10 protein-coding genes are annotated in these 13869 nt (G+C 63.5%); 2 read left to right on the top strand and 8 right to left on the bottom strand.

Annotation, left to right across the window (positions count from 1 at the left end; genetic code table 11):
• Positions 1 to 4: 4 nt before the first annotated feature.
• Positions 5 to 481 (bottom strand): glutathione peroxidase, encoded by a 477-nt coding sequence (locus tag CR492_RS10000; protein ID WP_102843637.1) that lies wholly within the window; start codon positions 479 to 481, stop codon positions 5 to 7.
• 193 nt (positions 482 to 674) lie between these two features.
• On the opposite strand from CR492_RS10000, the gene CR492_RS09995 reads away from it, so the two are divergent.
• Together CR492_RS09995 and CR492_RS09990 are read left to right on the top strand one after the other, a co-directional pair.
• Positions 675 to 1586 carry a LysR family transcriptional regulator gene (locus tag CR492_RS09995; protein ID WP_102843599.1) on the top strand — a complete coding sequence of 304 codons (912 nt, stop codon included), beginning with the start codon at positions 675 to 677 and terminating at the stop codon, positions 1584 to 1586.
• 251 nt (positions 1587 to 1837) lie between these two features.
• Positions 1838 to 3043, top strand: coding sequence for an NAD-dependent formate dehydrogenase (locus tag CR492_RS09990; protein WP_102843598.1), 1206 nt, complete (start codon positions 1838 to 1840; stop codon positions 3041 to 3043).
• A gap of 63 nt (positions 3044 to 3106) precedes the next feature.
• Here the strand turns inward: CR492_RS09990 and CR492_RS09985 are convergent, their stop codons facing one another.
• The 7 genes from CR492_RS09985 to CR492_RS09955 form a co-directional block, all read right to left on the bottom strand.
• Positions 3107 to 5482: a hypothetical protein gene (locus CR492_RS09985; RefSeq protein ID WP_102843597.1), complete on the bottom strand. Its 2376-nt coding sequence runs from the start codon at positions 5480 to 5482 to the stop codon at positions 3107 to 3109.
• Positions 5479 to 6246 (bottom strand): ABC transporter ATP-binding protein, encoded by a 768-nt coding sequence (locus tag CR492_RS09980; protein WP_102843596.1) that lies wholly within the window; start codon positions 6244 to 6246, stop codon positions 5479 to 5481. The genes CR492_RS09985 and CR492_RS09980 overlap by 4 nt, the downstream gene beginning before the upstream one ends.
• The gene (locus CR492_RS09975) at positions 6234 to 7046 is read right to left on the bottom strand and encodes an ABC transporter permease (RefSeq protein ID WP_245412038.1); all 813 of its coding nucleotides are present in this window, start codon (positions 7044 to 7046) and stop codon (positions 6234 to 6236) included. The genes CR492_RS09980 and CR492_RS09975 overlap by 13 nt, the downstream gene beginning before the upstream one ends.
• On the bottom strand, positions 7043 to 8071 hold the full coding sequence (locus tag CR492_RS09970) for an ABC transporter substrate-binding protein (protein ID WP_102843635.1): 1029 nt from the start codon (positions 8069 to 8071) through the stop codon (positions 7043 to 7045). Before CR492_RS09970 ends, CR492_RS09975 begins: the two co-directional genes overlap by 4 nt.
• 232 nt (positions 8072 to 8303) lie before the next feature.
• On the bottom strand, positions 8304 to 9332 hold the full coding sequence (locus CR492_RS09965) for an aldo/keto reductase (protein WP_280951536.1): 1029 nt from the start codon (positions 9330 to 9332) through the stop codon (positions 8304 to 8306).
• 40 nt (positions 9333 to 9372) lie between these two features.
• Positions 9373 to 10650: an efflux RND transporter periplasmic adaptor subunit gene (locus tag CR492_RS09960; protein WP_102843595.1), complete on the bottom strand. Its 1278-nt coding sequence runs from the start codon at positions 10648 to 10650 to the stop codon at positions 9373 to 9375.
• Complete coding sequence (locus CR492_RS09955; RefSeq protein WP_102843594.1) at positions 10647 to 13868, bottom strand: efflux RND transporter permease subunit; 3222 nt, start codon at positions 13866 to 13868, stop codon at positions 10647 to 10649. Before CR492_RS09955 ends, CR492_RS09960 begins: the two co-directional genes overlap by 4 nt.
• Position 13869 lies beyond the last annotated feature (1 nt).

Below are 13869 nucleotides of genomic sequence, written 5' to 3'. Positions count from 1 at the left end.
CCGCTCAGGCCAGCGCCGCTTCGATGGCGGCGACGATCTCCGGCGCGTCGGGAACCGTTCGCGATCCGAACGAGGCCTTGAGCGCGCCGTCGCGCCCGATCAGATATTTGTGGAAGTTCCATTTCGGCGCAGCGGCGTCCCCGAGCTCGCCGGCGATTGCGCGGTAGAGCGGATGCGCCGCGGCGCCCGCCACCTTTTCCTTGGCGGCGAGCGGGAATTCGATGTTGAATTTCAGCGCGCAGAATTGCTTGATCTCAGCTTCCGTACCCGGCTCCTGGCCGCCGAAATCATTCGACGGCACGCCGAGCACCACAAGCCCGCGGCCCTGATATTTGCGGTAAAGTTCTTCCAGCGCTTCATATTGCGGCGTCAGTCCGCAAGCCGAGGCTGTATTGACCAGAAGCACGGCCTTGCCCCTGAAGGTTTCGAGCGGCAAGGCGTCGCCGTCGATCGTCCGAAGCGAATAATCATAGGCGTTCATCAATTCGTCCTTCCCGATTGCCGCTGCGGCTGCGGCGATCCTAAAGACATCTGCGGCGCGGCCGAGGCAAGGGCTTCCTGACCGATGGAAGCGACGCGGCGCAAATGCGCTCTCGCGGCGGATCGACGCGCAGGCGCTCAAGCTATATCCTATGGGGAATAGATGAAATGCTTGACCGCCCCGGACGCCGAAAATGCTGGTTCGCCATTTGTCCTATTTCGTCACGCTCGCGCGGGAGCGACATTTCGCGCGCGCCGCGCAGCTCTGCAACATTGCGCAGCCCACTTTGTCGGCGGCCATTCGCAAGCTCGAGCAGGCGCTCGGCGTTCAGCTCGTCATAAGAAGCCCGCGCTTCATCGGCCTCACGGCCGAAGGCGAAAAAGTCCTGATGTGGGGACGCCAGATCGTCACCGACTACAACAGTCTGCGCGACGATATCAGCGGCGCGGGGCGGGCGCTCACGGGAACCCTGCGCCTCGGCGTCATTCCGGCGGCGATGCCGGCGATCTCCTTCGTGACGTCGCGTTTCGCGCGGACCCATCCGGCGGCGACGGTTGAAGTCCGTTCGATGACTTCGCGCGAAATCGAGCGCATGCTGCACGCCTTCGAGATCGACGGCGGCGCGACCTATCTCGAAAACGAGCCGCTGGAAAATCTTCGCCAGATCCCGCTCTACCGCGAGCGCTACGTCTTCGTCGCCAGGCGCACGCCTGCGCTCGCCGCGCGTGCAGCAATCGCCTGGAAGGAGGCCGCCAGCAAGCCCTTGTGCCTGCTCAGCGACGACATGCAAAACCGGCGCATCATCGACAAGCTCGCCAAATCGATCGGCGTCACGGTCAGTCCGAAAATCGTGACCAACTCGTTCCTTGGCGTCTGCTCGCATCTGCGCCACGGCGAATGGGCGAGCATCGTGCCGCATAGTTTCTTTTATGTGTTTGGCGCGGCGCCGGACCTCATCGCGCTCGATCTCGTCGAGCCAGTCCATAGCCAGATGATCGGCCTCGTCCTTCTCGATCGGCAGCCGCCGTCGCCCATGGCCGGCGGGCTGTTGCGATCCGTGCTGAACCTTGACGTCGAGGCCGGGCTGAAAGAGGCGAGGCCGTGATTTGATCGACGATGTCTATCAATTGTTCCATGTATTTCATTGGATTTTAGCTTACAATAGCGTGAGGGTTCGTCCGTTCGATGCAGCAGATGAAGAAATATCTGCAGCAACTCGAATGAGGAAACGTTCAAGAAATACGTCAAGACTAAGCTTTCTGGCATAGTCGCGCGATAGACTGGCGTAACGCTGGATCAAGCTTTAGCTGATGCGCGAGCGTTTCCTCTTTTTATTTAGAAAAAGGAGGGCTTGAGATGGCGAAGGTGCTTTGCGTTCTCTACGACGATCCGATCACGGGCTACCCGAAAACCTATGCGCGCGATGATCTGCCGACGATCACCCACTACCCTGGCGGCCAGAGCATGCCGACCCCGAAAGCGATCGACTTTGTTCCGGGCGTGCTGCTCGGCTCGGTATCCGGCGAGCTGGGCCTGCGCAAATATCTCGAAGCGAACGGCCATACGCTGGTCGTCACCTCCGACAAGGACGGACCGGATTCGGTCTTCGAGCGCGAACTTGTCGACGCCGACGTCGTCATCTCGCAGCCGTTCTGGCCGGCCTATCTGACGCCGGAGCGCTTCGCCAAGGCGAAGAACCTCAAAATGGCGCTTACCGCCGGCATCGGCTCCGACCATGTCGACCTTCAGTCGGCGATCGACCGCAAGATCACGGTCGCGGAAGTCACCTACTGCAATTCAATCAGCGTCGCCGAACATGTGGTGATGATGATCCTGTCGCTGGTGCGCAATTATCTGCCTTCGCATGAATGGGCGAAGAAGGGCGGCTGGAACATCGCTGATTGCGTCGAGCACGCCTATGACCTCGAGGCGATGCAGGTCGGCACCGTCGCCGCCGGGCGCATCGGTCTCGCGGTGCTGCGCCGCCTCGCGCCCTTCGATGTGAAGCTGCACTATACCGACCGCCACCGCCTGCCGGAATCGGTCGAGAAGGAGTTGAATCTTACCTGGCACGCCAACCGTGAGGAGATGTATCCCCATTGTGACGTGGTGACGCTCAACTGCCCGCTTCACCCCGAAACCGAGCACATGATCAATGAGGAAACGCTGAAACTGTTCAAGCGAGGCGCCTATATTGTCAACACCGCGCGCGGCAAGCTATGCGACCGCGACGCGATCGCGCGGGCGCTCGAAAGCGGACAACTTGCGGGCTATGCCGGCGACGTGTGGTTCCCGCAGCCGGCGCCGAAGGATCATCCATGGCGCAGCATGCCCTATAATGGCATGACGCCGCATATCTCGGGCACGACGCTAACCGCGCAGGCGCGCTATGCGGCGGGAACGCGCGAGATCCTCGAATGCTTCTTCGAGGGACGTCCGATCCGCGACGAATATCTCATCGTCGAAGGCGGCCACCTCGCCGGAACGGGCGCGCATTCCTACAGCGCCGGCAACGCCACCGGCGGCTCCGCCGAGGCTGAGAAATTCAAGAAAGCGAGCTGATCTGCGGTGATGATCGGAGCATCAGATCTTCACGCTTGAGCGTCTGATGCTCCAACAATCGCCCTACTCGAAAGTTATGCGCATCGGCGAAGTGTAGACTTTCGCGCCATCCGCTTGCTTGCCTGCAAAATAGACTTGCCGGAACCCATGCGGACCATTCTCCGCCTCGATCTCGACAACGCCGCAGATGTCGCGCGCAAGCGGCGCGTCGGGGATGCGTTCGAGCGAAATGAAGAGATCGGCGCCGCCGAGCGCCTGATCGATGCGCCGCCACGCGAAAAGTTCGGCGCCCGTTGTCTTGCACGCAAAGGATGGGCAATGGACGAAGGGATTTGGCTTCGACGGGTCGCCGACCTTCACATAGCCGCCGATCGTCCCCTCGACGGATATTTCGCAACGCTCGAGCCCGGTCAGATCGATCTCGATTGAATCGGCGTCGCCAAAAGTGTCCGAGCGAAAGCCGATTTCACTTGGCCCAAGGCTCCAGACCGCCTCTTCCTGATGCTCAAATCCTGTTGCGCGGAAGCTGCGGATGATTCCATTGCGAATGGAGATGCGGCCTTGCCATTGCGCCGCCCGATAGCGGTCCTTGATCCGGGCGCCGCCCCAGCGGAGGCGGATGCGATGGTCGGAGAGGCCGGCTTCGACCTCAAGGTCGCGACGCCAGAAGCAGCCGTTATGATCGTAGGCGGCGATCTCCTCAAAACCGGCCTGGCCGAGAAAACGGTAATTCGCACGCAAAGGGCCGTTATGCGCAAACGCCTCGCCCTGCCAATAATCGCCGGCCGAGGCGAGCGCAACGCTGCGCTCTCCGGTCGTCGCAAAAGTCTTGCGCGCGCGTAACGCCTTGCCGATTGTTGCGCGGTCGAGTTGATCGGCGATAACGCCGGTGAGGCCGCCGCGCACGCCGAACACCGCCGTGCCGGGCACGCCGCCGCCGCAGCGTCCGCGATGCTCGTCGCTCGCGGCTGAAGCGCCAAGATGATAGCCGCGCGCCACGGCGTCCTGCAGCATCCAGGGAAACTGCCCCCAGGTCGAGCCGATCTCGATCAGCCGTTCAAGCTCGGGATGATGCCAGGCGAGATTGGCCCGGCGCCCGCCGACATGCGGGATCAGAAGATGGCCCTCGGGATCATGCGCATAAGCGGCGTAAAGCTCGTCGAGCGGCCAGGCTCCCGGCGTGATCTCATTGCTCGCCATGTCCTCGCTCCATTCGAAGGAGCGGACGCTCTCGCCTTCGCGGCCGCGCGGAAACAGCGGCTCGCCGTCACTGAGGAAGACGACATTATGGTCGCCGCCAGCGCAGGAATTGCCGCACCATTCCGTGCCGGGATAGCACACGAAGGAGCCGTCGACGCTGATCTCGCGGATGCGCTCGACAGAGGCGCGCCACCGCGCTTCGGTGATCTGAAAATCATTGGCGGTATAGCCGAGCACGTCGAGCCCGGCGACGTCGCGGCCGTAGGAGAGGTTATAGGCGGTGTCGTTGGTGCCGATCGTGTCGTCGGAATGCACATGCAGATCGGCGTAAAAGATGCGCGGGACCGGACTTTGCGGGTCGATTGTAACAAAGGCCTGATCCGCGTCGGCATGGGGGCCGTCCGCGATCCGCGCGGCGATGACGAGCTCGCCCGCGGCGTCCGTCGGGATATCGTCGAGGCGCAGGATCGCCCAGCCGTCGGAGGCGAGTTGCGCCTGCCGGCGATAGATCTCGACGCCGCCCTGCGTGGCGCGGACGTCGACCGCGACGGAAAGGTCGCGGCACGCATTGCCCCAGGAATCCTCGAGGCGGATATGACAGGGAAGATCCGCGCCCGGCTGGATCAGGCGCGGCGCGGTGACGACAAGGCGGCGCGGCGCGTCCGGCTCGATCTGCAGCACGATATCGCCCGGAACCGGAGCGAAGCGCGAGGTGCCGACCGGGTCGATATAGAAACGGAAGCGGAAATCCTTCTCGACGAAGGTCTGCGCGCGCGTGCCCGGCCCGCCGTGGCGACGGTCGCCAAGTCGGATCAGGATATGGTCGCCGGGATTGAGATAGCCGTCGACGATATCGACGATGATCGCCTTCTGGAACGGCCGTTCATGGCCCTTCTGGTCGAACCGGCAGGCAAGGCTCTGCACGCTCGCCGGCTCCTGTCCCGGCAGCAGCGGGCCGGCCTGATATTCGGCGGAGACATAATTCGCCGCGCGCGGATCGGAGGTCTGGAACAGCGCCCAGTCGGAATAGAATTTGAAGGTCGCCTTGATCCATGCGCCGTCGGCGAGACCCGAGGCGCCGACCTCATAGTCGAGCAGAAGTTCGGTCCACTCGCCGGCCTTTATGACGCTGGCGCTGCATTTGACGCGGCCGAGAAAGGGCATCGCCTGCGTCTTTTCGTAGTAGCCTTGCGGGGCGATATAATCGCCGGCGGGCGGGCGGCTCGGGGTCTCGCTCATATTTCGAAATCGACGAGTTCGCCGTCCTCTTGCAGTTTGGCGCGGATTTCGGACACGAGCCGCCATGTGCGCGGGTCCGACCGCAGATGCGGCCGCGGCGGCGTCGCAAAGCACCCCTGCACCCGCGCGGGCGACCCGGCGAGCACCACGACGCGGTCGGCAAGATAGATCGCTTCGTCAATGTCGTGGGTAACGAAGAGGATGGTTTTTTGCGTGCGGCTCCAGAGCGTCAGAAGCTCGTCCTGGAGATCGGCCCGCGTGATGGCGTCAAGCGCGCCGAAAGGCTCGTCCATCAGCAAAAGCTCGGGCTCGACCGCGAGCGCGCGCGCGAGGCCGACACGCTGGCGCTGGCCGCCGGACAGCTGATGCGGCCAGCGGTCGATCTGCGCGCTCAATCCCACAAGGTCGAGCGCCGCCTCGACGCGGGTGGAAATCTCGCGCCTTGACAGACCGAGCCCTTCAAGCCCAAAGGCGGCATTGGCGCTGACTTTGCGCCAGGGCAGCAGCTTGGCGTCCTGAAAGACCAGCGCCATGCGGCGGCGGCCGCGATGTTCGGGGATCTCGACCCGGACGTCGCCGGCGCTCGGCTTCACGAGATCCATCAGCACGCGCAGGAGCGTCGATTTGCCAGCGCCGGAGGGGCCAAGGATCGCGACGAATTCGCCGCGCTCGAGATGCAGATCGCAGTTCTCGAGAATGCGGACGCGATCCGCCCCCGATCCGTAAGACAGGCCGACGCCGAGCAGCTCGGCTATGATTGCCATGCGGTCAGCCTCCGCCGGACGGCGACGAACAGAATGTCGGTGATGGCGTAAAGCAGCGCCATGGTCAGCATATAGACGACGACGAGATCGGTGGCGAGAAGGCTTGCCGCCTGCATCATCCGCGCGCCAATGCCCGGCACCCCGAACAATTCGGCGGCGACGACCGACATCCAGGCCTGGCCGAGGCCGGTGCGAACGCCGGCGAGAATGCCAGGCGTCGCGGCGGGCAGCGCGATCTTGAACAGGCGCCCGAAAAAGCCGCCATGGCCGAAAGCCCGCGCAACCTCCATCAGATCGCGATCGATCGCCTGCACGGCGCCGAAGGCGGCGTAGAAATTGATCCAGAACACGGCGATGGCGATGACGAAGGCCGCGGCGGTCGACGACAGGCCGAACCATAGAATCGCGAAGGGCACCCAGGCGAGGCCCGGAATCGGCCGCAGCAGGCGCACGAGCCCGGCGAGCAGCGATTCGAACCAGGGCAGCACGCCACAGACGAGACCGAAAGCGACGCCGAGAATGGAGCCTATGGCGACGCCGATGAGATAGTGCGACAGGCTGTTTCGGACCGCTGCGAGCCAGTAGCCGCCGGAGATTTCGTCGAGCCAGGCGCGCGGGATCTGGCTCGGCATGGGGATCAGCGCGGACAAGGACGGATTGAGCCGCGCCGCGATCTCCCACCCGGTGAAAAACAGAATGAGCCCAAGCGCAGCGAGCAGATGCGGCGTGGCGGCGCCGCCAAAGCTGCTTATCCCGCGCCAAACCCGCGAGGCCGAACGCGTCGGCGCGGCGAGGGTCATTTCGCGGCGGCGACGCGTTTGTAGAAGGCGAGGTCGAACAGGTCGGCGACCGGCGTCGCGGTCTTGACGGTTCCGAGCTTGATCTCGAACGCCTGCAGCTTTTCCACCGCATCGACGATGCGCGCTGGATCGGTGACGAAGGAGGACAAGGAGCCGGAGAGCGCGCGGTCGATCTGCGCCGGCGTCAAAATGCCGGAGCCAAGCGCCTTGAGGATGAAGGGCGCGGCCTGATCGGGATGCGCCCGGATCAGTTCGGTGGCGCGCAGATGCAGGCGCAGCAGCTTTTCGCCGGTCGCGGCGTTTTGCGGCTCGCCGGGCTTATAGAGCGCAAGCACCGAGCCCGGCTGATCCGGCATGAATTGATGGCCCGTGACGAGGACCTTCGAATCTTTCACCCGATCACGCACGACGGTCAGGGCAGGCTCGCGCAGAACGGCGGCGTCGACCGACCCGGCGAGAAAGGCCTGCTGCGCTGCGTCGATGTCGAGGCCAGTGATGTCGACGCTCGCCGGATCGATCCCGTTTTCGACCTGCAGCCAGTAGCGCAGCAGCGTGTCGGGAACCGAGCCCTGCGGCTGCGCCGCGATCTTTGGCTTGCGGCCCTGCGCCGCGGTGAAATTGGCGATCGCGGTCTTGAAGTCGGCGCCTTCCGCCGCGGCGAGCAGGGGTCCGCGTCCGACGAGCTGCAGTTCCTCGATGGCGGCGGCGGCGACGACCTTGACGTCGACGCCCTTGGATCTTGCGACGAGAAGCGGCAGCACGCCGGCGAGATAGGCGTCGAGCTGGCCTGCGGCGAGCGCCTGGATCGCTTGCGTGCCGGCCTGAAACCGGATCAGCTCGAGGTCTAGCCCTTCGTCCTTCGCCCAGCCTTGCCCGTCGATGACAAAGAGCTGCGCCGAGCCGAGGACGGGAATGTAGCCGATCCGGACCTTGGTCTGCGCCGAGGCCGCAGGAACGGCGAGGAGGGCGCCGGCGGCAAGGGCAAGACCGAGCCCCAAACCACGAGCCAGTTTCATGAAATTCATTGCCCCTCGCAGTTGAACGACCACGAAGACATCGCGCTGGCCGGCTAATTTGGCGCGCAAAGCTTCGTTATTATCAAGGACAGGCTCTTATTTTACTCCATAATTTTAGTCAACTTGTCGGATAGCGGCTTTGACGCGGGCGGAGGTCAAGGCTTGAAGCCAAGGAGACGGATTTTTCCGTAGCCGGCTTTACGAGCGTATCGGCGAGCTTAGACGAAGTTGAGTCTCGCGATCAGGCGCGGGCCGGCGGCGCCATGAATTCCGGCCCGACGGGATCGGGGATTTCTTCGCGAAGGATCGTCTCGATCTCGGCCTTGGCGGCGGCGTCGAGCGTCCAGCCGGAGATCTCATCGACCGGCTTCAATTGGCCGGGATGGCGCGCGCCCCACAGCGCCGAGGAGACCCCCTGGTCGAGCGCAAAGCGGACGGCGAGATCGATGACTGTCTTGCCGAAGCGCTCGCGGGCCAGCCGGTCGAGCCGCGCTGCCGCGGCAAGATAATGGGCAAAGCGCGGCGGCTGAAATTTTGGATCGACGCGGCGCAGATCGTCGCCCTCAAAAACCGTGTCGAGCTTCATGCGGCCGGAGAGCAGGCCGCGGCAGAGCGAGCCATAGCCAAGAACCGCGATCCCATGCTCGATGCAGTAGGGCAGAATGTCTTTTTCGACCCCGCGCTCGAACAGATTATAGGGTGGCTGCGCCACATGCAGCGGCGCAACCTTTTGGAACAGCTCCATCTGATCGACGGAAAAATTGCTGACGCCGATCGCGCCGATGACGCCCTGATCGAACAGCGCCTTCATCGCCCCTGCGGTTTCCTCGATCGGAGTTTTCGGATCGGGCCAATGCACTTGATAAATGTCGATATGATCGGTCTTCAGCCGCCGCAAAGATTGTTCGATCTCCGCGTTGATCCGGTCCCGGCTGGCGTTGCGGAAGACTTTTCCGTCCTTCCACTCGAGCCCGACCTTTGTCGCGATGAGCGCGCGGCCGCGCAGGCCGCCGTCGAAAAGCGTCTGGCCGACAATTTCCTCGGAATGGCCGAAGCCGTAGACGGGCGCCGTATCGATCAAGTTGATTCCGTGATCGAGCGCGGCGCGAAGCGTCTCCATCGATTGCGCGTCATCCGCGCCGCCCCACATCCAGCCGCCGATCGCCCATGTGCCGATCGCGATCCGCGAAATTTCGAGCGACGTCCCGATGATCGGAACGTAATCCATTTTGGGCGCGGCGTTGGCTGTGGCGGCGGGCGGATTCGACATGGAAAACTCCGTTATTCAACAGCCGAACCCGGCCGGCGCCTTAGGCCGTCTTGACGCTCATCCCGTCGGACACATTGGCGGGCGGGCTGAGGATGATCTTATCGCCGCTCTTGAGGCCGGACCGCACTTCGACATTGGCGCCATTATCCTGTTCGATCTCGATCTTGCGCAGCTCGATCTTTCCGCCGTCGGAGACGACCGCGACGCGCAATCCGTCCTTGTTGAAGATCACCGCCTGCGAGGGAATGATGATGACGGGATTGGGCCGGCGCACCGCGAGATGGACGATGCTGTAGAGGCCGGCGCTGAGGACGCCGTCCTTGTTGTCGACGTCGACCTCCATGAGCAGCGTCCGCGTGCCGGCCGAGAGCGCCTCGGCGTTGCGCGCGACATGGCCCGTGAAGGTCTTGCCCGGCAGTTCGGAGACGGTGATCGTCGCGGCGTCGCCATCCTTGATGCCGAAGGTGGCCGATTGCGGGACAAACGCCTGCACGCGCAGGACATCGGTGCGGGCCATCGAGAACAGCGGCGTTCCGCTCGCCGCATCCGCGGTCACGAGACTGCCGACGTCGACGAGGCGGCTGGTGACGACGCCGTCGAAGGGCGCCGTGATCCGCTCGAATTCCGTCAGTTGCTGCAGCCGGCTCACGGCCGCTTCCTGCGCGGTGACATTGGCCTTGGCGACGGCGACCGCCGCGGTGCGCGCCGCGAGCGTCAGCCGGTCGGTGTCGCCCTGTTGCGCGCTCGACCAGCCCTGTGCGACGAGGCGCGACGTGCGCTGGTCGGTGACGCGGCCGAGATCGGCGTTGGCCTCGGCCTGTTGCACGGCGGCCTGAAACTGCACGAGCTGGGCCTTCGCCTGCACGAGCTGCTGATCGAGGTCGGGCGCGGCGATGATCGCGAGAACGTCGCCCTTTTTCAGCTTGGTCCCGATGTCGGCGTGGCGGACGCTGATATAGCCGGTCGCGCGCGCGAAAAGCGTCGCGCTGTCGAACGCTGTCATATTGCCGGTGAGCTCGATGGTGCGCGGCGTCGTATCTTCCTTGACGATGGCGATTCGCACGGTCGGCGTCGCATTCACCCGCGCCTGCATCGCAGCGTCGGCCTCCGCATTGCGGCTCGACTTGGTCCAGAGGCCAAAGCTGACCAGCCCGGCGACGATCGCAACCGCCAGAAAGCCAACGAGACGCGCGATCGACCGGCGGCCGCGCTCGCGCCGTTCGGTCTCGCGCGGGGGCTCGATGCGCCCGTCTTCTTTCCCGTCGTCGGCGCGAAGACTGGTCTGATGCAAAGCGGGATCCGGAGGCATGCTGTTCATGACGGCGATCCTTGGGGCGTTCTTTCGGGCGATCCGTGCGCTGACCCCTGCGGGGTCGGATCCTTGTGGACGTGCGGTTCCGTGCGCTCAAAGCGGCCGACGATGGAATAGAGGAAGGGCACGAACAGCAGCGTGGTCAATGTGCCGACCGCGACGCCGCCGATCACCGAGCGCGCCAGCACGGCGTTCTGCTCTTCGCCCGGGCCGCCGATCGCCATCGGAATCATGCCGACGATCATGGCGGCGGCGGTCATCAGCACGGGCCGAAGCCGGGTGACTCCGGCCGACAGGGCCGCCTCGAACGGCGTATGGCCGGCCTCGCGTTGCTCGCGCGCGAAGGTCACGAGCAGGATCGAATTGGCCGAGGCGACGCCGATCGCCATGATCGCGCCCATCAGCGAAGGCACGCTCAAGGTCGTGCCCGTAACGAACAGCAGGAGGATGATGCCGGCGCCGGCGCCGGGCAAAGCGAGGATCACCGCCAGCGGATCGACGAAGCTCTGATAATTGACCACCATCAGCATGTAGACGAAAACGGCGGCGAAGATCAGTCCCAGCGCCAGATTGCCGAAGGCCGATTCCATGCTCTCGATCTGGCCGCGAATGACGATCTTGTTGCCCGGCTTCAGCTCGGGCGAGACCTCATCGACGATGCGGCGGACTTCCTTCGCGACGGAGCCAAGATCGCGATCCTGAACGCTGCCATAGACGTCATAGACGGCCTGGATGTTCGAGTGATTGTAGACCGATTGCACGCCGATCCGCTGGGCCGTCGCGATGTTGCCGAGCAGGGTCGGTATCGGCGTGCCTTCCGCGTCGGAACTGGTGGACAGCGGCGTGTTGTCGAGCTGATTCTTGCTCGCCAGGCGATATTCCGGCGTTTGCGCCGGCATAAAATAGGGAATTCCGTTCTTGGGATCGGTCCAGAAATTCGGCGACACCTGTTCCGACGAGCTGAGGCTGATGTTGAGGTTGTTGGCGACCTGCTGCATATTCAGCCCAAGCTGCTGCGCTCTGGTGCGGTCGACCGTGTAATAGAGCATCGGTGCGTTCAGCTCCTGCTGAATGTGGGCGTCGACGAGGCCGGGAACGCGGCTCATTTTCTCCTGCAGCAGCGCCGCGACCCGTTTGTTGTTCTCGCGGTCGCGCCCCTGAATCTGGACGTCGATCTGCGTCGGCACGCCGAAATTCAACACCTGCGTGACGAGATCGGCCGGCTGAAAATAAAACATGACGTCGGGGAAAGCGACGCTCAGCTCCCGCCGCAGGGTGCTGATGATTTTGGCTGTCCCCTGATGCCCCTCGGCGAGTTCGATCTGGATCACGCCGTCATTGACGCCGATGGCGCTGCCGTCGGTGAAGGCGAGATTATAGAGCCGCTGCGGCAGGCCGATATTGTCGAGAACGAGTTTCAGGTCGTTTGCTGGAACGAGCTCGCGAATCTTATCCTCGACATCCTGGAAAATCTGCTCCGTGCGCTCGATGCGGGTGCGGGCCGGAACGCGAACATGCAGCTGGATGAGGCCGGCGTCGACCGTCGGAAAGAAATCGGACCCAACGTTCAGTGAAAGGGCGCCCGCGCCGGCGACGACGAGGAGCGCAATCGCCGGCGTCAGGATCCTGCGCCGCAAAATGCCGGTGAGCAGCCACGCGTAGAAATCGCGGAAGCGGTCAAAGCCGGCATTAAAACGTGCGTGAAATCTTGCGAGCCAGTCCGTCGCCTCGCCATGCCGCTCATGCTCCTTGCGGATCAAAAGACCGATCATGATCGGCGTCAGCGTCCGCGAAATGCAATAGGAGGCGAGCATGGCGAACACGACGGCCATGGCCAGCGGCGCGAACAGATAGCGCGCGGCGCCCTGCAAAAAGAACACCGATATGAAAACGCAGCAGATCGCCAGCGTCGAAATAAGCGTCGGCACGGCGATGCCGGCGGCGCCCTCGAGCACAGCCTTGTCGAAATCCATGCCTTCCTCAAGGAGGCGATGCGTATTCTCGATGGTCACCGTCGAATCGTCGACGAGAATGCCGACAGCGAGAGCGAGGCCGCCGAGGGTCATGGTGTTGATCGTCTGGCCGAGGACAGACAGGATCGCGACGGACGTCAGGATCGAGAGCGGGATCGACACCATGACGACCAGCGTCGAGCGCCACGAGCCGAGGAAGATCAGGATCATCAAGGCGGTGAGTGCGGCGGCGATCGCGCCTTCATGCAGCACGCTGTCGATGGCGTTCTGCACGAACACCGACTGATCGAACAGGAGCTTGATGTCCATGCCGGGCGGGGCCGCCTTCTGAATGTCCGGAAGCGCCGCCTTGACCCGATTGACGACGTCAAGCGTCGAGGCGTTGCCGTTCTTGATGATGGTCAGGAGAACGGAGCGCTTGCCCTCGGCGCGCACGATATTTTGCTGCACCGCCCAGCCGTCGCGCACATGAGCGACGTCGGACAGAAAGACGGTGGCGCCGCCGACCTTCTTGATCGGAATCTGGTTCAGCGCGTCGATCGAGGGCGCCGCATTATTGACTTTGACGATGAATTGCTGGTCGCCAAGCTTCACGTCGCCTGACGGCAGCGTCAGGCTCTGCGCATTGACGGCGTTGACGATGTCGTTCGGCGTGATGCCCCGCGCGCGCAGCGCGTCGGGATCGAGGTCGACCATGATCTGGCGGTATTTGCCGCCATAGGGCGTCGGCAGCGTTATGCCCGGGATCGGCGCCAGCGCCTGGCGCATCTGATAGAGGCCATAATCGAAGAGCTGTTGCTCGTTCAGCGAATCTGAACTCAAGCTCAGCTGCAGCACTGGCACCGACGATGCGTTGTATTGGATGACGATCGGCGCCTGAATGCCGGTCGGCATCAGCGCGCGGATCGAATTGGAGCCGGAGACGACCTGCGCGATCGCCAGATCGATATTTACATTGGGCTGGAAGTAGATCTTCTCGACAGCGATGCCAGACAATGTCTGGCTCTCGATATTCTTGACGTCGCTGACGCTGGAGCTGATCGAATATTCGCTATAGGTGGTGACCCGCTGCTCCATCTCCTCGGGCGTCAGGCCCGTATACTGCCAGATGACGGTGACGACCGGAATATTGATGTTCGGAAAAATGTCCTTGGGCGTGGTGAAAATCGCCGCGCCGCCCAAAAAAAGCATCATCAGCGCCAGCACATAGAATGTGTGGCGGAATCGCAGCGCGAAACCGACAATGCCCATG

The organism is Methylocella silvestris, from assembly GCF_002891535.1.
Lineage (GTDB): Bacteria > Pseudomonadota > Alphaproteobacteria > Rhizobiales > Beijerinckiaceae > Methylocapsa > Methylocapsa silvestris_A.
Note: the sequence above shows the minus strand (reverse complement) of the source record. Positions and strands in the feature narration are given on the sequence as shown.

Coding starts and splice junctions, on each gene's coding strand:
- CR492_RS10000 (WP_102843637.1), bottom strand. CDS start 481: ATGAACGCCTATGATTATTCGCTTCGGACGATCGACGGCGACGCCTTG.
- CR492_RS09995 (WP_102843599.1), top strand. CDS start 675: ATGCTGGTTCGCCATTTGTCCTATTTCGTCACGCTCGCGCGGGAGCGA.
- CR492_RS09990 (WP_102843598.1), top strand. CDS start 1,838: ATGGCGAAGGTGCTTTGCGTTCTCTACGACGATCCGATCACGGGCTAC.
- CR492_RS09985 (WP_102843597.1), bottom strand. CDS start 5,482: ATGAGCGAGACCCCGAGCCGCCCGCCCGCCGGCGATTATATCGCCCCG.
- CR492_RS09980 (WP_102843596.1), bottom strand. CDS start 6,246: ATGGCAATCATAGCCGAGCTGCTCGGCGTCGGCCTGTCTTACGGATCG.
- CR492_RS09975 (WP_245412038.1), bottom strand. CDS start 7,046: ATGACCCTCGCCGCGCCGACGCGTTCGGCCTCGCGGGTTTGGCGCGGG.
- CR492_RS09970 (WP_102843635.1), bottom strand. CDS start 8,071: ATGAATTTCATGAAACTGGCTCGTGGTTTGGGGCTCGGTCTTGCCCTT.
- CR492_RS09965 (WP_280951536.1), bottom strand. CDS start 9,332: ATGTCGAATCCGCCCGCCGCCACAGCCAACGCCGCGCCCAAAATGGAT.
- CR492_RS09960 (WP_102843595.1), bottom strand. CDS start 10,650: ATGAACAGCATGCCTCCGGATCCCGCTTTGCATCAGACCAGTCTTCGC.
- CR492_RS09955 (WP_102843594.1), bottom strand. CDS start 13,868: ATGGGCATTGTCGGTTTCGCGCTGCGATTCCGCCACACATTCTATGTG.